The organism is Streptomyces luteogriseus (assembly GCF_014205055.1).
In the GTDB taxonomy this organism is placed as follows: Bacteria; Actinomycetota; Actinomycetes; order Streptomycetales; family Streptomycetaceae; genus Streptomyces; species Streptomyces luteogriseus.
On record NZ_JACHMS010000001.1, the window covers coordinates 2,970,659 to 2,989,683 of the forward strand.

The 19,025-nt window shown below is 70.4% G+C and carries 19 protein-coding genes; 8 read left to right on the forward strand and 11 right to left on the reverse strand.

Annotation, left to right across the window (positions count from 1 at the left end; all coding sequences use genetic code 11):
- Positions 1–28 precede the first annotated feature (28 nt).
- Positions 29–1,435 carry a family 2B encapsulin nanocompartment shell protein gene (locus BJ965_RS12625; protein ID WP_184908732.1) on the reverse strand — a complete coding sequence of 469 codons (1,407 nt, stop codon included), beginning with the start codon at positions 1,433–1,435 and terminating at the stop codon, positions 29–31.
- Between the two features lie 255 nt (positions 1,436–1,690).
- Here BJ965_RS12625 and BJ965_RS12630 point away from each other — a divergent pair, with 255 nt between their 5' ends.
- Complete coding sequence (locus tag BJ965_RS12630; RefSeq protein ID WP_184908733.1) at positions 1,691–2,623, forward strand: 1-aminocyclopropane-1-carboxylate deaminase/D-cysteine desulfhydrase; 933 nt, start codon at positions 1,691–1,693, stop codon at positions 2,621–2,623.
- An 86-nt stretch (positions 2,624–2,709) separates the two neighbouring features.
- Here BJ965_RS12630 and BJ965_RS12635 read toward each other — a convergent pair whose 3' ends face one another.
- Positions 2,710–4,308 (reverse strand): Na+/H+ antiporter, encoded by a 1,599-nt coding sequence (locus BJ965_RS12635; RefSeq protein WP_184908734.1) that lies wholly within the window; start codon positions 4,306–4,308, stop codon positions 2,710–2,712.
- 62 nt (positions 4,309–4,370) lie between these two features.
- Here BJ965_RS12635 and BJ965_RS12640 point away from each other — a divergent pair, with 62 nt between their 5' ends.
- The 3 genes from BJ965_RS12640 to BJ965_RS12650 all read left to right on the forward strand — a co-directional run bounded on the left by BJ965_RS12640 (position 4,371) and on the right by BJ965_RS12650 (position 6,459).
- A complete protein-coding gene (locus tag BJ965_RS12640; protein WP_078615354.1) occupies positions 4,371–4,631 on the forward strand; it encodes a UBP-type zinc finger domain-containing protein in 261 nt (86 codons plus the stop codon).
- Positions 4,632–4,891: 260 nt separating this feature from the next.
- Positions 4,892–5,305, forward strand: coding sequence for an ATP-binding protein (locus BJ965_RS12645; RefSeq protein ID WP_003992877.1), 414 nt, complete (start codon positions 4,892–4,894; stop codon positions 5,303–5,305).
- Positions 5,306–5,322: 17 nt separating this feature from the next.
- Complete coding sequence (locus BJ965_RS12650) at positions 5,323–6,459, forward strand: RNA polymerase sigma factor SigF (RefSeq protein ID WP_184908735.1); 1,137 nt, start codon at positions 5,323–5,325, stop codon at positions 6,457–6,459.
- A 3-nt stretch (positions 6,460–6,462) separates the two neighbouring features.
- Here BJ965_RS12650 and BJ965_RS12655 read toward each other — a convergent pair whose 3' ends face one another.
- On the reverse strand, positions 6,463–6,912 hold the full coding sequence (locus BJ965_RS12655; protein ID WP_031107095.1) for a hypothetical protein: 450 nt from the start codon (positions 6,910–6,912) through the stop codon (positions 6,463–6,465).
- Between the two features lie 115 nt (positions 6,913–7,027).
- Here BJ965_RS12655 and BJ965_RS12660 point away from each other — a divergent pair, with 115 nt between their 5' ends.
- Positions 7,028–7,996, forward strand: coding sequence for a diacylglycerol/lipid kinase family protein (locus BJ965_RS12660; protein WP_184908736.1), 969 nt, complete (start codon positions 7,028–7,030; stop codon positions 7,994–7,996).
- A 322-nt stretch (positions 7,997–8,318) separates the two neighbouring features.
- Positions 8,319–8,576, forward strand: a complete 258-nt coding sequence (locus BJ965_RS12665) for a WhiB family transcriptional regulator (protein WP_016639615.1) — start codon at positions 8,319–8,321, stop codon at positions 8,574–8,576.
- A gap of 239 nt (positions 8,577–8,815) precedes the next feature.
- Here BJ965_RS12665 and BJ965_RS12670 read toward each other — a convergent pair whose 3' ends face one another.
- Both BJ965_RS12670 and BJ965_RS12675 read right to left on the reverse strand, forming a co-directional pair.
- Complete coding sequence (locus tag BJ965_RS12670) at positions 8,816–10,282, reverse strand: sensor histidine kinase (RefSeq protein ID WP_184917102.1); 1,467 nt, start codon at positions 10,280–10,282, stop codon at positions 8,816–8,818.
- A 352-nt stretch (positions 10,283–10,634) separates the two neighbouring features.
- The gene (locus BJ965_RS12675) at positions 10,635–11,324 is read right to left on the reverse strand and encodes a TetR/AcrR family transcriptional regulator (protein WP_184908737.1); all 690 of its coding nucleotides are present in this window, start codon (positions 11,322–11,324) and stop codon (positions 10,635–10,637) included.
- 97 nt (positions 11,325–11,421) lie between these two features.
- Here BJ965_RS12675 and BJ965_RS12680 point away from each other — a divergent pair, with 97 nt between their 5' ends.
- Positions 11,422–12,174, forward strand: coding sequence for an SDR family oxidoreductase (locus BJ965_RS12680; RefSeq protein WP_184908738.1), 753 nt, complete (start codon positions 11,422–11,424; stop codon positions 12,172–12,174).
- A gap of 223 nt (positions 12,175–12,397) precedes the next feature.
- Here the strand turns inward: BJ965_RS12680 and BJ965_RS12685 are convergent, their stop codons facing one another.
- On the reverse strand, positions 12,398–13,471 hold the full coding sequence (locus BJ965_RS12685; RefSeq protein ID WP_184908739.1) for an SIS domain-containing protein: 1,074 nt from the start codon (positions 13,469–13,471) through the stop codon (positions 12,398–12,400).
- Between the two features lie 278 nt (positions 13,472–13,749).
- Between BJ965_RS12685 and nagB the strand changes: the two genes are divergently transcribed.
- Positions 13,750–14,535 (forward strand): glucosamine-6-phosphate deaminase, encoded by a 786-nt coding sequence (gene nagB / locus BJ965_RS12690; protein ID WP_184908740.1) that lies wholly within the window; start codon positions 13,750–13,752, stop codon positions 14,533–14,535.
- Between the two features lie 76 nt (positions 14,536–14,611).
- Here nagB and BJ965_RS12695 read toward each other — a convergent pair whose 3' ends face one another.
- The 5 genes from BJ965_RS12695 to BJ965_RS12715 form a co-directional block, all read right to left on the reverse strand.
- Positions 14,612–15,157, reverse strand: a complete 546-nt coding sequence (locus tag BJ965_RS12695) for a hypothetical protein (RefSeq protein WP_184908741.1) — start codon at positions 15,155–15,157, stop codon at positions 14,612–14,614.
- Positions 15,154–15,402 (reverse strand): helix-turn-helix transcriptional regulator, encoded by a 249-nt coding sequence (locus BJ965_RS12700; RefSeq protein WP_030851643.1) that lies wholly within the window; start codon positions 15,400–15,402, stop codon positions 15,154–15,156. The genes BJ965_RS12695 and BJ965_RS12700 overlap by 4 nt, the downstream gene beginning before the upstream one ends.
- Positions 15,403–15,612: 210 nt before the next feature.
- Positions 15,613–17,151: a glycoside hydrolase family 3 protein gene (locus tag BJ965_RS12705; RefSeq protein ID WP_184908742.1), complete on the reverse strand. Its 1,539-nt coding sequence runs from the start codon at positions 17,149–17,151 to the stop codon at positions 15,613–15,615.
- Positions 17,152–17,160: 9 nt separating this feature from the next.
- Positions 17,161–18,003 (reverse strand): carbohydrate ABC transporter permease, encoded by an 843-nt coding sequence (locus BJ965_RS12710; RefSeq protein WP_184908743.1) that lies wholly within the window; start codon positions 18,001–18,003, stop codon positions 17,161–17,163.
- Positions 18,000–18,989: a carbohydrate ABC transporter permease gene (locus tag BJ965_RS12715; RefSeq protein WP_184908744.1), complete on the reverse strand. Its 990-nt coding sequence runs from the start codon at positions 18,987–18,989 to the stop codon at positions 18,000–18,002. The genes BJ965_RS12710 and BJ965_RS12715 overlap by 4 nt, the downstream gene beginning before the upstream one ends.
- Positions 18,990–19,025: the final 36 nt, after the last annotated feature.

Sequence of the window (19,025 nt, forward strand, 5' to 3'; positions counted from 1 at the left end):
CGAGGACACAGCCGGCGGACCGGAAGTGTCACCGCCAGCGGCCGATCTCGACGTTCTCCAGCACGCCGAGCGCGTCCGGTACCAGGACCGCGGCCGAGTAGTAGGCCGTGACCAGGTACTTGATGATGGCCTGTTCGTTGATGCCCATGAAGCGCACCGACAGGCTCGGCTCGATCTCGTCCGGGATGCCCGAGGCACGCAGACCGATGACACCCTGGTCGGCCTCGCCGGTACGCAGGGCGATGATCGACGTCGTACGGGCGTCCGAGACCGGGATCTTGTTGCACGGGAAGATCGGCACGCCGCGCCAGGTCGGGATGCGGTTGCCGGCCATGTCGATGGTCTCGGGTACCAGCCCGCGCTTGTTGAGCTCGCGGCCGAACGCGGCGATGGCGCGCGGGTGGGCGAGGAGCATCTTGGTGCCGCGGCGCCTGCTGAGCAGCTCGTCCATGTCGTCCGGGCTGGGCACGCCGTCGTGCGGCTGGATCCGCTGGTCGTATTCGCAGTTGTGCAGGAGCCCGAAGTCGCGGTTGTTGATGAGCTCGTGCTCCTGGCGCTCCTTCAGCGCCTCGACCGTCAGCCGGATCTGCTGCTCGGTCTGGTTCATGGGCTGGTTGTACAGGTCGGCCACGCGCGAGTGGATGCGCAGCACGGTCTGGGCGACGCTCAGTTCGTACTCACGGGGCCGCGCCTCGTAGTCGACGAAGGTGTGCGGGATGTCCGGCTCGCCGGAGTGGCCGGCGGAGAGGTCGATCTCCTTCTCGCCGTACTTGTTGGAGCGCTGCGAGGGGATCGAGCGACGCTGCTGGAGGTGTTCGCGCAGGGTGTCCGAGCGCTCCGCGATCTGCGCGAACTCCTGGCGGGGCAGCACCAGCACGGTGCACGCGGTGAGGGCGCGGGCCGTGTACTCCCAGATCGCGTCATCGTTCAGCAGGGCGTCGTCGCCGAAGTAGGCACCGTCGGCGAGGACTCCGAGGGACTCGTCGTCCCCGTACGGGCCCGTGCCGACCTTCTCCACCCTGCCGTGCGCGAGGAGGTACACCTCGTCGGACGGGCTGCCGAACGAGGCGATCACGTCGCCCGCCGGGATCTCCCGCTGCTCGCAGCGGCGGGCGATCTCGAAGAGCACCTCCTCGTCCTCGTAGGACCGCAGCGCCGGCAGCTCGCCGAGCTCCGCGGGAATGATCTCGACGCGGTCGCCGGTCTTCACGAACGTCAGACGGCCGTCGCCCACGGCGAACGTCAGCCGCCGGTTCACCCGGTACGTACCACCCTGGATGTCGACCCACGGCAGCATCCGCAGCAGCCAGCGGGAGCTGATCTCCTGCATCTGTGGCACGGACTTGGTCGTGGTGGCCAGGTTCCGCGCGGCCGCCGTGCCGAGACTCTGCTGCGGCTTGGTCTGCTCCGTGCGGACCTCTTCGCCTACCGACATAGAGAACTGCCCTCCCGGTTGTGACCGACGCCCATATGCCTCGGGCATCGATGTGCACGAGCAAGCCTTCCTCACTCAGCGTGGCGGTGCTATTACCCGAAAGAGCGGGAATGGATCTTTGCTTCGCTGGGCATGGGGCCCCGTCGCGGCGTTCGAAAGCACCCGTGTCCGGCCCGTCGGACCGAGCTGCCGGGGCACAGAGCGCTCCGTCAGCCCCGAGCCCACCCTTCCCCACTCCCGGGTGACAATGGGCCGGTGACCAGCCCCGACACCCCCGGAATCGCCGCCCTGCGCCCCCGGCTGCCGTCGCCGGTGCAGGAGGTCGTGGACGACCGGTTCGAGCGCCGGGGTGTGCGGCTGCTGCTGAAGCGGGACGATCTGATCCACCCGGAACTGATCGGCAACAAGTGGCGCAAGCTGGCTCCGAATCTGGCCGCGGCGGCCGGCCGCGCCGTCGTCACCTTCGGCGGTGCCTGGTCCAACCACCTGCGCGCCACGGCTGCGGCCGGCCGGCTGCTCGGCATCCCCACCATCGGTGTCGTCCGCGGCGACGAGCTGGCCGGCCGGCCCCTCAACCCCTCACTGGCCCGCTGCGCGGCCGACGGCATGCGGCTGCATTTCGTGGACAGGGCGACCTACCGAGGCAAGTCCGAGCCGCGGACCCTGGCCGGCATCCTGCGCGCGGCGGACGCGGAGGAGGCGTACGTCGTCCCCGAGGGCGGCAGCAACGCCGAGGCCGTACGCGGCTGCCGGGCACTCGGCGCCGAACTGCGCGGCCGGGCCGAGGCCGTCGCCGTGGCCTGCGGCACCGGTGGCACGCTCGCGGGGCTTGCGGCCGGTCTCGCGCCCGGCGAGCGGGCCCTGGGCGTACCGGTGCTCAAGGGCGGCTTCCTGGCCGCCGAGACGGACGCCCTGCAGCGCGCCGCGTTCGGGGGCAGACGCGGCACCTGGAGCCTGGACGAGCGCTTCCATTGCGGCGGCTACGCGCGCGTGCCCGCCGAGCTCGACGCCTTCGCGGCGGACTTCGAGCACCGGCACGGGCTACCGGTCGAACGCCTGTATGTCGCCAAGCTGCTGTACGGGCTCGTCACTCTGGTCGGAGAAAGCGCCTTCCCGCGCGGGACGGCGGTGGCGGCGGTGATCACCGGCCGTCCCTTCCCTGAGACGTCGGCCCGTCTCCTCCTCTGAGACGTCGGCCCGTCTTCTCCCCCTGAGGCGCCGGCCCGTCGCCTGAAGCGCCGGCGCGCCGTCACGCGGCCTCCCCGCCGGCGCCGTCACGCGGCCTCCCGGAAGGCGGCCGCCTCCTCCAGGTCCAGTCTGCGCAGCAGGGTCCGCAGCATCTCGTCGTCGATGTAGCGGCCGTCCCGGAGCTTGACGAACACCTCGCGCTCGGCGCTGATCATCTCCCGCGACAGCCGCCGGTAGGTGTCGTCGACGGACTCTCCGGTGACGGGGTTGGCCTGCCCGAGCCGCTCCCAGACGGCGTTGCGGCGTCGCTCCAGGACGATGCGCAGCCGGTCGGCGAGCGGGGCGGGCAGGGCGTTGCGCTCGTCGGCGAGGAGCTCGTCCAGGCGCCGTTCGGCGGCCCTGGAGGCCTGCGCCTGGGCGTTGGCCTCGGCGAGCGTCTCGGTCTGCGCGTCCCGCCCGGGGAACTTCAGCAGCCGGATCAGCGGCGGCAGGGTCAGGCCCTGCACCACCAGGGTCCCGATGACCGTCGTGAAGGTCAGGAAGAGGATCAGGTTGCGCTGCGGGAAGGGCTCCTCGCCGTCGTGCATGGTGAGCGGGATGGAGAAGGCGATGGCCAGGGAGACCACGCCCCGCATTCCGGCCCATGCGATGACGAACGGCCCCTTCCAGGTCGGGTTCTGCTCCCGTTCCCGCACCCGGGCGGACAGCAGCCGCGGCAGGAAGGTGGCCGGATAGACCCAGATGAACCGGGTCGCGACGACGACCAGGAAGACGGCGACCGCGTACCAGGCGGCATCGACGCCCTCGTACTCCCCGAGGCCTCTGAGGACCACCGGCAGCTGTAGTCCGATCAGCGCGAACACCGCCGACTCCAGGACGAAGGCGACCATCTTCCAGACCGCCTCCTCCTGCAGGCGGGTCGCGAAATCGACCTCCCACGCGCGGTGCCCCAGGTAGAGCGCGACGACCACCACAGCGAGGACACCGGAGGCGTGCACCTGCTCGGCGACGGCGTACGCGACGAACGGGATCAGCAGGGAGAGCGTGTTCTGCGGCAGCGCCTCCTTCACGTGCGTGCGCAGCCAGTGGATCGGGGCCATCAGCAGCAGGCCCACGACGACGCCGCCGATCGCCGCGAGCAGGAACTCACCGATGCCCCCGGCCCAGGTCGCGCCCTCGCCGACGGCGGCGGCCAGGGCCACCCGGTAGGCAGTGATCGCGGTCGCGTCGTTCAGCAGGGACTCACCCTGCAGGATCGTGGTGATCCGCGACGGCAGTCCGACCCGGCGGGCCACCGCCGTCGCCGCGACCGCGTCCGGTGGCGCCACCACAGCCCCGAAGACCAGTGCCGCGGTCAGCGGCATGCCCGGCACGATCACGTACAGGGCCCAGCCGACGACGAAGGTCGCGAACAGCACGTACCCGACCGACAGCATCGCGACCGGCCGCAGCTGCGCCCGCAGGTCGAGGTAGGAGCTGTCCGTGGCAGCCGTGTGGAGCAGCGGGGGCAGGATGAGCGGCAGAACGACGTGCGGGTCGAGCGTGTACTCGGGCACCCCCGGGACGTAGCTGACCGCCAGTGCCACGGCCACCAGCAGCAGCGGCGCCGGCACCGGGGTACGCCGCGCGGCTGCGGCGATCGCGGCGCTGCCCGCCACGAGCAGCAGCAGTGGCATCACGTCCATCGTTCTCGCCCGCCCTCATTTTTCGACGCGGTCTTCCGCCCGACCGTCGTAACCTGGCAATCATGAAACAGTGCACGCACGCCGACGCGCTGCCGCACCCCGAACCCGGCCCGCTCAGCGAGACGTGTCCGGAGTGCCTGGCGGAGGGCCTGGATCCGGTGCAGCTGCGGCTGTGCCTCAGCTGCGGTCACGTCGGCTGCTGCGACTCCTCGCCGGGACGGCACGCGGCGGAGCATCATAAGGAGTCCGGTCATCCCGTGATGCGGACCCACGAGCCCGGGGAAACCTGGCGTTGGTGCTTTGTCGACCATGTCCTGGTGTGACGAGACAGCACCCCGGCGATGGACGGTTCGACCGTCTGACGTCTGGGTACGTCAACCCGGCGCGCGCTCTTCCCATTTGGGCCCGCCCAACCCCTAGACACGGAGCGTATCCACAGGTTTACTGTGAGTGACGACAAGGGGTTGGGGTCCCGGGGACAGGACCGTCGAGAGCGCGATAGCGTCACCGCTGAACCACGTATCGCGTTATCCCGGGGGTCGACCCTCGGCCCTGAAACGCTTGTACCACCATGGAGGTGAGGGTGTCCCAGATCGCAGGCGAGCCCGCGACCCAGGACTTCGTGGAAGTCCGGCTGCCGGCCGCGGGTGCCTACCTGTCGGTGCTGCGTACGGCCACGGCCGGTCTCGCGGCCCGTTTGGACTTCACCCTCGACGAGATCGAGGACCTGCGCATCGCGGTGGACGAGGCCTGCGCGATCCTGCTTCAGCAGGCCGTGCCCGGCTCGGTGCTCAGTTGTGTCTTCCGCCTCGTCGACGACTCACTCGAGGTCACCGTCTCGGCACCGACCACCGATGGCCATGCCCCTTCAAGGGACACCTTCGCTTGGACCGTCCTGTCCGCCCTCGCGGGCAAGGTCTCCTCTGCCGTGGACAAGGACAAAACCGTTTCGATCAGCCTCTACAAACAGCGCGGCGCGGGACCCGGGCCGGCGTGAGGAGCGAGGACGGGCCGGTGCGGGACGAAGAGCGCAGCACACGAGAGCTGCCGGCCGAGAGCACGGGCCCGAGCGGCCCGAGCGGTGCCCGGCGCATGGCGGACGGCATCGACGGCATCCCCGAGCAGGCCCGCCCGCATCCCGAGGACGACTCAGCGGGGGCCGTCCTCCCGGGCGGCGGGCGGCCGGACCGGGACAGTGCCGTACGGAGCGCGCCTCCGGGCGCGGGGATCGCCACCTCCCCGGCCCAAGGGGGTGCCCCCACCCGCGCGAAGCCGAGGGTGACGGAGGAGGCGAGGGCTCGGGGAAGGGCGACGGGCGGGACGATGAGCGAGCACGAGCGACACTCCGAGGATCAGAAGCCGCGCGCCCACCACACACAGGGTGGACAGCACGGCTCTCCGGACCGCAGCGGGGCGCGCGAGATGTTCCTCAAACTGCGCACGCTGGAGAGCACCAGCCCCGAGTACGCGGAGCTGCGCAACCAGCTGGTCCGGATGCATCTGCCGCTCGTGGAGCATCTCGCGCGCCGCTTCCGCAACCGCGGCGAGCCGCTGGACGACCTCACCCAGGTCGCCACGATCGGCCTCATCAAGTCGGTCGACCGATTCGACCCGGACCGGGGTGTGGAGTTCTCCACGTACGCGACCCCCACGGTCGTGGGCGAGATCAAGCGGCACTTCCGCGACAAGGGCTGGGCGGTGCGCGTCCCGCGCCGGCTGCAGGAGCTGCGCCTGGCGCTGACCACGGCCACGGCCGAGCTCTCGCAGCTGCACGGCCGCTCCCCCACGGTCCACGAGCTCGCCGAGAAGCTGGGCATCTCGGAGGAGGAGGTCCTCGAGGGCCTGGAGTCCGCCAACGCGTACTCCACGCTGTCCCTGGACGTCCCCGACACCGACGACGAGTCCCCGGCGGTCGCCGACACCCTCGGCGCCGAGGACGAGGCGCTGGAAGGCGTGGAGTACCGGGAGTCGCTCAAGCCGCTGCTGGAGGATCTCCCGCCGCGCGAGAAGCGGATCCTGCTGCTGCGGTTCTTCGGCAACATGACCCAGTCGCAGATCGCGCAGGAGGTCGGCATCTCCCAGATGCACGTCTCCCGGCTGCTGGCACGCACGCTGGCGCAGCTGCGGGAGAAGCTCCTCGTCGAGGAGTGACGGCTACTTCTCCAGGTTGCCGGGGTTGCCGGGCCCGCGGATACCGAGGGCCCGGGTCGTCTCGGGGTTCACCAGCAGCACGAGCGACGCGACGGCCACGACCGCCAGGGCGATCCCTGCCGGAATGGCCATGCTGTCGGCCTGCAGAAGGTTGTAGGCCACCGGCAGCGCCATGAGCTGGGTGATGACGGCCGGGCCGCGGCTCCAGCTGCGGCAACCGAGGAGCCCGCGGGCGGCGAGCAGCGGCAGCAGTGCGAGCACGACCAGCGTGATGCCGCCGGTCACGGCCTGCTGCCGGTCGTCCGGATGCCCGGTGAGGCCGAGGACGAGGATCCAGACGCCTCCGACGACCAGCGCGAGCCCCTCCAGCGCGGCCAGCAGCGCCGCGTACGTCAGACGCCGGGGGCGGGGGCCGGTGGTTTCCTCGGTGGTGGGGGTCTGCTCACTGCTCACCCCTGAAGGGTAGCCCCCGCCCGCACGCCCCCCGGGGCGCGGTTCACCCCCGTCCTCTTACCTGATCCCTACCTCGGTATGGGCCCGGTACCACCCAGTAGGTACGCTGCCAGTCATGCGTGCACTTCTCGTGGTCAATCCGGCGGCAACCACCACAAGTGCGCGCACACGCGACGTACTGATCCATGCGCTCGCCAGCGAGATGAAGCTGGAGGCCGTCACCACCGAGTACCGCGGCCACGCGCGCGACCTGGGCCGGCACGCGGCCGACAGTGACGACATCGACCTGGTGGTGGCCCTCGGCGGCGACGGCACGGTCAACGAAGTGGTCAACGGCCTCCTGCACGCCGGCCCCGCCCCGGAACGTCTGCCCGGCCTCGCCGTGGTCCCGGGCGGCTCCACCAACGTCTTCGCCCGCGCTCTGGGTCTGCCCAACGACGCCGTGGAGGCCACCGGCGCCCTGCTGGACGCCCTGCGCGACGGCAGCGAGCGCACCGTCGGCCTGGGTCTGACCTCGGGCACGCCGGGCACGGAGGACGAGGCGGTGCCGTCCCGCTGGTTCACCTTCAACGCGGGGCTCGGCTTCGACGCCGGTGTGGTGGGCCGCGTGGAGCAGCACCGCGAACGCGGCAGGAAATCCACACACGCTCTCTACGTGCGCCAAGTGGTGCGCCAGCTGCTGGGTGAGCCGAACCGCCGCAACGGGACGATCACGCTGGAGCGTGCCGGCGAGGATCCGATCACCGATCTGGTGCTGTCCATAGTCTCGAACACCTCGCCATGGACGTTTCTGGGCAATCGCCCGATCTACGCGGCGCCTAAAGCCTCGTTCGATACCGGCCTCGATCTCTTCGGTCTCAGCCGCCTGTCCACTGCGGCAGTTGCCCGGTATGGCACCCAGTTGCTCACTTCGTCCCCCGAGCGTGGACCCCACGGCAGGCACGCCACCTCTCTGCACGACTTGACAGAGTTCACCTTGCATTCGAAGGTCCCGCTCCCCCTCCAGATGGACGGCGACCACCTGGGGCTGCGAACAAGCGTGACGTTCACAGGCGTACGCCGTGCACTGCGTGTGATTGTGTGAGCAGAACTGGCTAAAGTCCTTTCACTCGAACGTTTAGGCCAGGATCCACCCCATGGAAGTACGGCTGTGACCTAGTCGACACCGAAGAATCAAAAAAAACTTTCCAGAAGGGGTTGTATCCGCCGCTGAGGTTTGCGAGTCTCTACGTGGCGATCGAGACGGCCCGCAACACCGGCCTCCACTGATCACCAGAACCCCTCTTCAATCCACAGGACCTTCGCCGGGGAACCTGGCAGTCGGCCCTTCACTTGTTGAGGGATTCGTGAAAGCGTTCACATTCACAAGCAAGCCCTGCATGTAATACCAAGGAGAGGTAGCAGCCATGGACTGGCGTCACAACGCCGTTTGCCGCGAGGAAGACCCCGAGCTCTTCTTCCCCATCGGCAACACCGGTCCTGCGCTGCTGCAGATCGAGGAAGCCAAGGCCGTCTGCCGTCGCTGCCCGGTTATGGAGCAGTGCCTGCAGTGGGCGCTCGAGTCCGGCCAGGACTCCGGCGTCTGGGGTGGTCTCAGCGAGGACGAGCGTCGCGCCATGAAGCGCCGCGCCGCCCGCAACCGGGCCCGTCAGGCCTCCGCCTGACAACCCACCCCTGCTGACAGCCTGAGCTTGGCGGCGCGTACAGCGAGTACGCATCTCCCGCCCCCGAGCCGCAGCGCGCAGTTCCCCCGATGCGCTTAGTTAAGCAGCAACGAGCTTTAGCCCCGGGCCACTTGGTGGCCCGGGGCTCATTGCTTTACCGGGCCCTTTGCCAGGGCTCGGGGTCCGTTATTTCTGCGATGCCGCCACTTCTGCGGCTTCCGCCACTTCTGCGACTTCCGCTACTTCTGCGACCGCACCGGGATGTCGAGGATCACGCGGGTGCCGCGCTCCGGGGCCGGGACCATGTCGAATGTGCCGCCCAACTCGCCCTCCACCAGGGTCCGCACGATCTGCAGGCCGAGATTGCCGGCCGTGTGCGGATCGAACCCTTCCGGCAGACCGACCCCGTCGTCCTGGACGGTGACCAGCAGTCGGGCCTCCTTGGCCGTGCCGCCGCGGACCGCCGAGACCTCGACCGAGCCGGTGTCGCCCTCACGGAAGCCGTGCTCCAGTGCGTTCTGCAGCACCTCGGTCAGCACCATCGACAGCGGGGTGGCCACCTCGGCGTCGAGAATGCCGAAGCGGCCGGTGCGCCGGCCCGCGACCTTGCCCGGGGAGATCTCCGCCACCATGGCCAGCACACGGTCGGCGATGTCGTCGAACTCCACCCGCTCGTCCAGGTTCTGGGAGAGCGTCTCATGCACGATCGCAATCGATCCGACGCGCCGCACCGCCTCTTCGAGGGCCTCGCGGCCACGGTCGGACTCGATGCGCCGGGCCTGGAGGCGGAGCAGCGCCGCCACCGTCTGGAGGTTGTTCTTGACCCGGTGGTGGATCTCCCGGATCGTCGCGTCCTTGGTGATCAACTCGCGCTCACGGCGGCGCAGTTCGGTGACGTCCCGGAGGAGCACGAGGGAACCGATACGGGTGCCCTTCGGCTTGAGCGGGATCGCGCGGAACTGGATGACCCCGTCAATGGCCTCGATCTCGAACTCGCGCGGCGCCCAGCCGCTGGCGACCTTGGCGAGCGCCTCGTCCACCGGACCCCGGGTCGGGGCGAGTTCGGCGGTCGTCTTGCCGAGGTGCTGGCCGACGAGGTCGGAGGCGAGGCCGAGCCGGTGGTAGGCGGACAGGGCGTTCGGGGAGGCGTACTGGACGATCGCGTCGGCGTCGAGCCGGATCAGGCCGTCGCCCACCCGGGGCGAGGCGTCCATGTCGAGCTGCTGGTTCGCGAACGGGAAGGACCCGGCCGCGATCATCTGCGCCAGGTCGGAAGCGCTCTGCAGATAGGTGAGTTCCAGGCGGCTCGGTGTCCGCACGGTGAGGAGGTTGGTGTTGCGCGCGATGACGCCGAGCACACGCCCCTCCCGCCGTACGGGGATCGACTCGACCCGGACGGGAACCTCCTCGCGCCACTCCGGGTCTCCCTCGCGCACGATGCGGCCCTCGTCGAGTGCGGCGTCCAGCATCGGGCGGCGGCCGCGCGGCACGAGGTGGCCCACCATGTCGTCCTGGTACGAGGTCGGACCCGTGTTGGGCCGCATCTGGGCCACCGAGACATACCGGGTGCCGTCGCTGGTGGGGACCCACAGGACCAGGTCGGCGAAGGAGAGATCGGAGAGCAGCTGCCACTCCGAGACCAGCAGATGCAGCCACTCGAGATCGGTGTCGTCGAGTGCGGTGTGCTGGCGTACGAGTTCGTTCATGGAGGGCACATCTGCGAGCGTACCCGGGGGTTCGTGCGGCCCTGAAACACCCGCGGGCCGCGGCGCCTGAGAGGGACCCTCAACCCTCTCGGCACCGCAGCCCGGAGCAGCATCGGCCGTGGGGTGTGCGGTCCCGGTCGGCCGAAGGATGAGGAGCCGGGGCAGTCAGGGCAGAGAGCCTCGGTTCCTCGGTCCGTCTTCCTGTGCGGGGAAGACGGAGGCTGGTGCGCGTTGCACACGCGTTCTCGTCACGCATTGTGGACTAGACCACTTGCGGGTGTCCATGCGTGGGAGGCTGTTCGTTGTTGTCATTTCCGCGACACGTCGGACGCACCGGCGCCCAGCAGGCAGCCTAGCCTGTGTGGGTTCCTGTGCGGGGCCAGATGGAGAGGGCAATTTCCGCGACCGCCTCCAGTTCCTCCCGGCTCGCCCCGTCGCGTGCCTGTTGCGACATGCCCTGGATCATCGCTCCGGTGTGACGGGCCAGGGCGGCGGCGTCGGTGGCCGGCGGCAGCACGCCGGCGGCGACGTCGGCCCTGATGCGGCTCTCGAAGGCGGCGATGTTGGCGTTGCGGCGGTCCCGCAATGACTGTTCCACCTCGAGGTTCGAGCAGTTCGCCGCAGCATGGACGACGAGGCAGCCGTGCGGGTGGCCCGGTTCGGTGTACGCGGTGGCGGCCTCGCGCAGGGTGCGCTCGACGGCGGCCCGCGCGGTGGGTTCCTCGGCGAGGGCGCGGTCGGTGAAGGATCCGTATCTCGCGCCGTACACGTGGACGACCTCTTCGAAGAGGGACCGCTTGTCGCCGAAGGCGGCGTAGAGGCTGGGGGCGCCGATGTCCATGACGCGGGTGAGATCGGAGACGGACGTGGCCTCGTAGCCGTGCTCCCAGAAGGCCAGGAGGGCCTTCTCCAGCGCGGTCTCCCGGTCGAAGGAACGGGGGCGGCCGCGGGGCCTGGTCCTGGCCTTGCCGTCCCCGGCGACTCGCGCGCTCGCGGTTTCAGACCCCTTCGAGGCCTGGGCGGTTCCGTCGTCGTTCACCATGGGATGCATTTTATAGCGGGCACTAGAGAAATGTCTGAGGGCTGCTGTACGGTCATTTCTGTAGCGACCGCTAGGGAAATGGGAAAGGGGCGCCGTCATGGGCGTGCTCACGGGCAGGACCGCACTGGTCACGGGGGCGAGCAGGGGCATCGGACGAGGCATCGCCGAGCGGCTGGGACGCGACGGTGCACGGGTCGCGGTGCACTACGGCAGGAACGAGACGGCGGCGAAGGATACGGTCACGGCGATCGAGAGGGCCGGGGGCTCGGCGTTCGCGCTGGGCGTGGAGCTGGGGGTGCCGGGGGACGCCGAGGCACTGTGGGCGGAGTTCGACCGGCACGCGGACGGGCTGGACATCCTGGTGAACAACGCGGCGATCGGCAATACGCGGCCGATCGGGCAACTGGAGGAGCGGGAGTACGACGAGGTCTTCGCGGTGAACGTGAAGGCGCCGTTCTTCATCCTCAAGCACGGCATGACGCGCTTGCGGGACAACGGCCGGGTCGTCAACATCTCGTCGGGGCTGGCCCGCTCGGCGGCGATGCCGGACAACATGGCCTACGCGATGACGAAGGGCGCGCTGGATGTCTTCTCTCGCGACCTGTCCAAGGTGCTGGGGCACCGGGGTATCACGGTGAACTCGGTGGCCCCGGGGATCATCGACACGGACAACACGGCGGAACTGCTGCGTGGCACGCCCGACGGCTGGGCGAAGGCCGCGGCGATATCGGCACTGGGCGGTGTGGGTGAGCCTGCCGAGGTCGCCGACGTGGTGGCGTTTCTGGTGTCGGACGGGGGGCGGTGGGTGACGGGCAGTTGGGTGGATGTGACGGGGGGTTCGCTCACGTAGCGGCGGTGGTGGCGGTGGTGGCGGTGGTCAACCGGCCGGTGGGGTGGAGGGGGTGTGCCTCAGTGGCCGCGGCGACCAGACCGTGGGTGGACCGCGAGGGGCGCTCCGAACAGAACCAGCGGTGGCCGGGCCGCCCTGCAGGTGGCTCCCCTGCAGGTGGCCGCCCGGCACGTGGCCGGCCGGGCCGCACCGGACCCGAGGGCGTTTGCGGGCTCCCCTGCCCTCAGCGGGTCTCTGTCACCTTTGCCAGCGCCCGCGGCGCGTCAGGGCCCTGCCCCCGGGCGATGGTGACCTCGTAGGCCAGGAGCTGGAGGGGGATGATCTCCAGCACGGGCTGGACCTCCTCGGCCACGTCACCGGTGGGCAGGACGAAGCCGGCCGACGCCTGCTCGACCTGGTGTCCGGGGCCGATGACGACGAGGTCGGCGCCGCGGCCGCGCAGCCGGTCCAGGACGGGCTGGAGCGCCTCGCCGCCCTTGCCGTCGGTGACCACGGCGATGACCGGGGAGACGTTGTCGACCATGGCGAGCGGTCCGTGCAGCAGGTCCGCGCCGGAGTAGGAGAGGGCGGGGATGTAACTGGTCTCCATCAGCTTGAGTGCGGCCTCCTTGGCCGTGGGGTAGCCGTAGCCGCGTGAAGTGATCACCATGCGCTCGGCGAAGCGGTAGCGGGCGGCGAGGGCGCGCACCTCGTCCTGCCGGGCGAGCAACTGCTCGGCGAGGTCCGGCAGCACCTGCGCGGGCGCTCCGTCGCCGCCGCGCAGGCCCTCGACGAAGAGATAGAGCGCGAGAAGGGAGGCGGTGTAGGTCTTGGTCGCGGGGAGGGCCTTCTCCGGCCCCGCCATGATGTCGATGTGATGCTCGGAGACGCCGGCGAGCGGGGAGTCCGGGTTGTTGGTGACGGCCAGCGTGATCGCTCCGGCCTCGCGGGCGGCCCGGGTCGAGGCGACCAGGTCCGGGGAGCCGCCGGACTGGCTGACGGTGACGACGAGGACGTCGGTGAGGTCCGGCCGGGCGCCGTAGGCCGTGGTCGTGGACATCGAGGTGAGTCCGCAGGGCAGACCGAGCCGGATCTCCAGGAGGTACTTGGCGTACAGGGCGGCGTTGTCGGAGGTGCCGCGTGCGGTCAGCAGGACGAAGCGGGGCGCGCGGGCAGCGATCCGCCGGGCCACGTCCTGGATGGCAGGGGCGCCCTCGGACAGGATCCGCCGCAGGACGGCGGGCTGCTCCGCCATCTCACGGGCCATGGTCCGGCCCGGGAGTTCGCCGAGGGGGTCCGGTGTGGCGGCGGCTGTCATGGCGGGTTCCTTCCGGAGCGGGGCGGCTGCAGACCCCATTCCACTCCCCCGGGCCGCGCGGCGCCCGCCCGGGAGGCGGTCGTCCCGCTTCCGCACTCCTTGCGGAGCGGCGCTGTTCACCCCATGGCGGCCTGGTCGGCACGGCAGCGCTGGCCGGGCGGGAGCAGCGATGTTCACCCTGGGAGGGACAGACCCGCTCTGTTAGATTGGTCTAAACCACACGACCCCTCCCGGGTCCAGTCCCAGTTGAGCACTCCTCTCAGATCGGCAGGCCCAGCGTGGAAGTTGTCATCGTTCCGGACGCCAAGGCGGGCGGCGAGCTCATTGCCGAGGCCATGGCCAAGCTGCTCCGGCGCAAGCCGGACGCCCTGCTCGGTGTGGCCACCGGCTCGACGCCGCTGCCCGTGTACGAGGCGCTGGCGGCGAAGGTGCGTTCCGGTGCCGCGGACGTCGGGCGGGCACGGATCGCGCAGCTCGACGAGTACGTGGGGCTGCCCGCCGAACATCCCGAGTCCTACCGCTCGGTGCTGCGCCGCGAGGTGCTGGAGCCCCTCGGAATAGGGATGGACCAGTTCACGGGCCCGGACGGCACGGCGGAGGATGTGCAGGGGGCGTGCGAGGCCTATGACAAAGCGCTGTCGGACGCCGGAGGTGTGGACCTTCAGTTGCTCGGGATCGGGACCGACGGGCACATAGGGTTCAACGAGCCGTGCTCGTCGCTGGCCTCGCGGACGCGGATCAAGACACTGACCGAGCAGACCCGGATCGACAACGCGCGCTTCTTCGACGGCGACATCGACCAGGTGCCCCACCACGTGATCACGCAGGGCATCGGCACCATTCTGGAGGCCCGGCATCTGGTGCTGCTCGCCACCGGTGAGGGCAAGGCGGACGCCGTCGCGGCGACGGTGGAGGGGCCGATCGCCGCGGTATGTCCCGCGTCCGCCCTCCAGCTCCACCCGCACGCGACCGTCGTCGTCGACGAGGCCGCCGCGTCGAAGCTGAAGCTGGCGGACTACTTCCGGCACACGTACGTCAACAAGCCGGAGTGGCAGGGGATCTGAGACCTCACGCCGGTGCCGGACAGCGGCGTCGCTTCCCCTCCGTCCGATCCGGCCGAAAGGGCGGCGGCCGGGAGCCCTAGCGGCCGAGGCCCCCTGGCTCCAGCACCTCGTCATCGGCCGGCTCGTCCTGGGCCCGCCAGCCGGCCACCCACAGGGGCATCACCCGGTGGACGACGAGGACGGCGACGAGCAGGGGTGCGGCGTAGGCCTTCGGGGCGTCACCGGCGGTCCCGCCCGCGATCAGCAGGGTGACCGCAGCTGCGGCCAGGAGCAGGGTGGTCACGCGGTGAGCCCGGGCCAGGACGCGGCTGCGTTCCGCCGACTGACGTTCATCCAGAGCGCGTTCGCGCAGTTCCAGCAGGCCTCGGGTGGCGCCGTTGATCACGCCGGTGGCGACCATCCAGGGCAGCAGCAGCATCGTCATCGCGGCCACGGTCCACAGAGGCTCGCCCTCGGCGAGGAAGAAGTGGGTCATCAAACCGCCGAGGGCCACGGTGAGGGTGACGTGGGCGGCTACGGCCAGGCGGCGGCGTGCTGCCGTCGCGTACCAGGCCGCTGCGCGGCGGTCGTTCATCAGCCGCAGCATGCTCCGGTCGTAGCGGGTCAGGCGTGTCGTCGTCATGGCTGGTTCCTCCCGTAGACCTCGTCCGTGAGCGGGCGGAACGGTTCGAGGGAGAACAGGGCCTCGACCGGCAGGCCGAAGAACTTGGAGATCTTCAGCGCCAGGTCGAGGCTCGGGTTGTACTGCCCCCGCTCGATGTAGCCGATGGTCTGGTAGTGGGCTCCCACTGCCTCGGCCAGGCTCTGGCGCGACACCTTGTGCTCGGCGCGCACCACGGCCAACCTGTTGTGCACCTGCTCACTCATGTATAAGAAGTACTACATTTGGATGCAGGTTCACAACCGTCCCGGCCGATGGGCTGCACGGGGTCGCACCGGGCGGAGTGTTGCGGCCCGGGGTGGCGGCTGGTCCGGCTCGACTCGCACCACCGCCCCGGGCCGGCTCAGGATCGCGCGTCGGGGCACCCTCGCCATGCCGCACGAGCACCCCGGGCCGGCCGGCTCACCCGCGTGCTCTCACAGCCCCGGGGTCCCGGTGATCACCTCGGCCGCGGCGCGGCCGCAGACGCGGGCCGCGCCGTGGGTGGCGATGTGCAGGGCGCCGCGGGGAGCGGCCTGGGGGACGCCCATCTCGACGACGATCGTGTCGGGGCGGGCCGCCAGCAGGGTCTCGAGGGCCGAGGCCATCCAGGGGTGGCGGTGTTCGTCGCGGACGACGGCGACGATGCGCCGCGGGCCTGCCGCCTGGAGGGCCGCCCGGCCCGCGCTCTCCCCGGCCTCGCTCCCCGGGCCGTCCCCGGCGGAGAAACTGCCCGTCACCGTGCCCGGCAGGAGATGGATGAGCTCCGCGGCGACGCCCCACGGGGTCTCGTCGCCCACGGCGATGTTGGCGACGGGGGTGAGGGCGGCGACATAGGGCGGTTCGGTGAGGGGCTCGAAGGTGTCAGGGCTGCCGAGGCCGGGCGCGGCGGTCAGGGTGAGGGCGCGGCGGGCGGCGTGCAGGCCGATCTCGGTGCCGTGGGTGCTCTCGGCAGGGCTGCCCGCCGTTCCTGCCCAGCGGGCCAGGGCCCGTACCCGGTCGGCGGCCTCGGCGAGGCGTTCCTCGGGGAGTTCACCGGCCCGCACGGCCGTGACCAGGGCGTCCCGCAGGCGCAGGACGGTCGCGTCGTCGGCGAGGCCGCCGCCCACGCAGATGGCGTCGGCGCCCGCGGCGACGGCGAGGACGCTGCCGCGTTCGATGCCGTAGGTGCCGGCGATGGCGCGCATCTCCATGCCGTCGGTGACGATGAGGCCGTCGTAGCCGAGCTCGTCGCGCAGCAGGCCGGTGAGGATGCGGCGGGAGAGGGTGGCCGGGCGGTCCGGGTCCAGGGCGGGGACCAGGATGTGGGCGCTCATGACGGCCCGGGTGCCGGCGGCGATGGCGGTGCGGAAGGGGGCCAGTTCACGTTCGGCCAGCACGTCGGCGGAGACGTCGATGCGCGGCAGGGCATGGTGGGAGTCGACGGCCGTGTCGCCGTGGCCCGGGAAGTGCTTGGTGCAGGCGGCGACCCCGGCGGACTGCAGGCCGGTGACGTAGGCGGCGGTGTGCCGGGCGGCCAGTTCGGTGTCGGCACCGAAGGAGCGGACGCCGATGACCGGGTTGCGCGGGTCGGAGTTCACGTCGGCGGACGGGGCCCAGTTGAGGTTGACGCCGCAGGAGGCGAGGCGGCGGCCCAGTTCATGGGCGACCTGGTGGGTCAGCTCCACGTCGTCGACCGCGCCGAGCGCGTGGTTGCCCGGGAAGGAGGAGCCGCTGCGCACCTCCAGCCGGGTCACGTCGCCGCCCTCCTCGTCGATCGCGACGAGGACGTCGTCGCGTTCGGCCCGCAGCTGGGCGGTCAGGGCGGCCAGTTGGCCGGGGGAGGCGATGTTGCGGCCGAACAGTCCGACGGAGGCGAGGCCCTCACCGAGCCGGCGCAGCAGCCAGTCGGGGGCGGTGGTGCCGGTGAAGCCGGGCTGGAGGACCGTCAGGGCGTCGCGGGTGAGCGTGTCGGTGCCGCTGGCGAGTGTCGTCATCGGGTGAGGTCATCCCTTCACTGCGCCCGCGGTCAGGCCCGCGGCCATCTTGCGCTGGACGAGGAGGAAGAGGGCGACGATCGGCACGGCCATCATCGTGGCGCCGGCCATCATCGGGGCGTATTCGGTGCCGTGCTTGGTGGTGAAGTTGCCGAGCCAGACGGTCGCGGTCTGGTTCTTCTGGCTGAGCAGCATCAGGGCGTAGAGGTACTCGTTCCAGGCCTGGATGAAGCCGTAGACCGAGGTGGCGACCATGCCGGGGGCCAGGAGGGGGAAGACGACCCGCAGGAAGGCGCCCGTGCGGGAGCAGCCGTCGACCATGGCCGCCTCCTCCAGTTCCTTCGGGATGTTGACGATGAAGCCCCTCAGCGTCCACACGGTGAACGGGAGGACGAACGTCAGGTACGTGATGATCAGGCCGGTCAGCCGGTCGTACTGGCCCAGGTCGTTGAGGAGCAGGAACACCGGGATGATCATGGCGACCAGCGGGACCATCTGGACGGCGAGAATGCCCACGATGACGATTTTGCGGCCGCGGAAGGCGAACCGGGAGATGGCGAGCGCGGCCAGCAGCCCGACGACCATGCCGATGACGACCACGGCCAGCGACACCACCAGGCTGCGGCCCACCGGGCCCCAGAAGTCGGCGATGTCCAGCGCCCGGCCGAAGTTGTCGAAGGTGAGGCCGGTCGGCAGCAGGCTCGGGTCCGAGTCGATGGCGTCCTTGGCGGGCTTGAACGCCGTGTTGAGCATCCAGTAGAGCGGGAAGCCTGCGACGACGAAGACGAGGAGGCCGACGAGGTTCCAGCCCAGCCGCGACTTCCGGCGGCCGGCTCCGGCGAGCGTGCTCATTCGACCTCTCCGATCTTCAGCATCTGCCGCATGTAGACGGCGACCACGCCGAGCAGCAGCACGACGGTGATCAGCGCGATGGCCGAGCCCTGGGCGTAGTCGTTGACCACGAACGCCCGGTCGTAGGAGTAGGTGTTGAGGACCTGGAACTCCGGCTCGGGGTGGCCGTTGCGCATGACGAACACCTGGGGGAAGACGCCCATGTCCCAGATGACCGACAGGGTCGTGAGCATCACGATGATCGGCTTGAGGACGGGCAGGGTGACATAGCGGAAGACGCCCCAGGAGCCGGCGCCGTCCAGGCGGGCGGCCTCCTCCAGCTCCTTGGGAACCTGGGTGAGACCGGCGCTGAGAGTGATGACCACGAAGGGCACGGCTCCCCAGATCACCAGCAGCATGATCACGGCGAGGCCCTCGGGGCCGCTCGCGAACCAGTTGTGGCCGATCATCTCGACGCCGGGCAGCTTGCTGAGCAGCGCGTTGAAGACGCCGTAGTCGGAGTCGAAGAGCCACTTGAAGACCGTGGTCGCGACGATCACCGGCATGCCCCAGCTGGCCACCAGCACGATGTTGATGAGCACCTTCAGCCAGCCGGAGACCCGCTGGAGCAGCAGGGCGAGCGCCATGCCGATCACCATCGTGAAGACGACGGCGCCGGCGGCGAAGACGATCGTGCGCAGGACGACGGCCCAGAACTCGCCGTCGCCCAGCACCTTGGCGAAGTTGTCGAACCCGACCGTCTCGGCCGGCTGGAAGCCCCACAGCTGGGACTGGCCGAACTTCTGGAAGGACAGGGTGACCAGGCGGGCCAGCGGATAGCCCATGACCAGGGCGAGGATCAGCAGGCAGGGCGCGAGCAGCAGCCAGGGGGCCAAGGCCCCGCCCGACGTGCGCTGTCCGCGGGGCCGCCGGTCCTTCGGGGGCGGCGGTGGTGCCTGCCGCGGTGGCGGCACCTTGGCGGGGGTGGTGGTGTCTGCGGCACTCATCGCGCGCTCCTCGGCGGTCCCTCAGGTCTTGGCGGC

Coding starts and splice junctions, on each gene's coding strand:
- BJ965_RS12635 (WP_184908734.1), bottom strand. CDS start 4,308: ATGGACGTGATGCCACTGCTGCTGCTCGTGGCGGGCAGCGCCGCGATC.
- BJ965_RS12685 (WP_184908739.1), bottom strand. CDS start 13,471: ATGACAGCCGCCGCCACACCGGACCCCCTCGGCGAACTCCCGGGCCGG.
- BJ965_RS12695 (WP_184908741.1), bottom strand. CDS start 15,157: ATGACGACGACACGCCTGACCCGCTACGACCGGAGCATGCTGCGGCTG.
- BJ965_RS12715 (WP_184908744.1), bottom strand. CDS start 18,989: ATGAGTGCCGCAGACACCACCACCCCCGCCAAGGTGCCGCCACCGCGG.
- BJ965_RS12675 (WP_184908737.1), bottom strand. CDS start 11,324: ATGGTGAACGACGACGGAACCGCCCAGGCCTCGAAGGGGTCTGAAACC.
- BJ965_RS12665 (WP_016639615.1), top strand. CDS start 8,319: ATGGACTGGCGTCACAACGCCGTTTGCCGCGAGGAAGACCCCGAGCTC.
- BJ965_RS12700 (WP_030851643.1), bottom strand. CDS start 15,402: ATGAGTGAGCAGGTGCACAACAGGTTGGCCGTGGTGCGCGCCGAGCAC.
- BJ965_RS12660 (WP_184908736.1), top strand. CDS start 7,028: ATGCGTGCACTTCTCGTGGTCAATCCGGCGGCAACCACCACAAGTGCG.
- BJ965_RS12680 (WP_184908738.1), top strand. CDS start 11,422: ATGGGCGTGCTCACGGGCAGGACCGCACTGGTCACGGGGGCGAGCAGG.
- BJ965_RS12640 (WP_078615354.1), top strand. CDS start 4,371: ATGAAACAGTGCACGCACGCCGACGCGCTGCCGCACCCCGAACCCGGC.
- BJ965_RS12625 (WP_184908732.1), bottom strand. CDS start 1,435: ATGTCGGTAGGCGAAGAGGTCCGCACGGAGCAGACCAAGCCGCAGCAG.
- BJ965_RS12710 (WP_184908743.1), bottom strand. CDS start 18,003: ATGAGCACGCTCGCCGGAGCCGGCCGCCGGAAGTCGCGGCTGGGCTGG.
- BJ965_RS12705 (WP_184908742.1), bottom strand. CDS start 17,151: ATGACGACACTCGCCAGCGGCACCGACACGCTCACCCGCGACGCCCTG.
- BJ965_RS12670 (WP_184917102.1), bottom strand. CDS start 10,282: ATGAACGAACTCGTACGCCAGCACACCGCACTCGACGACACCGATCTC.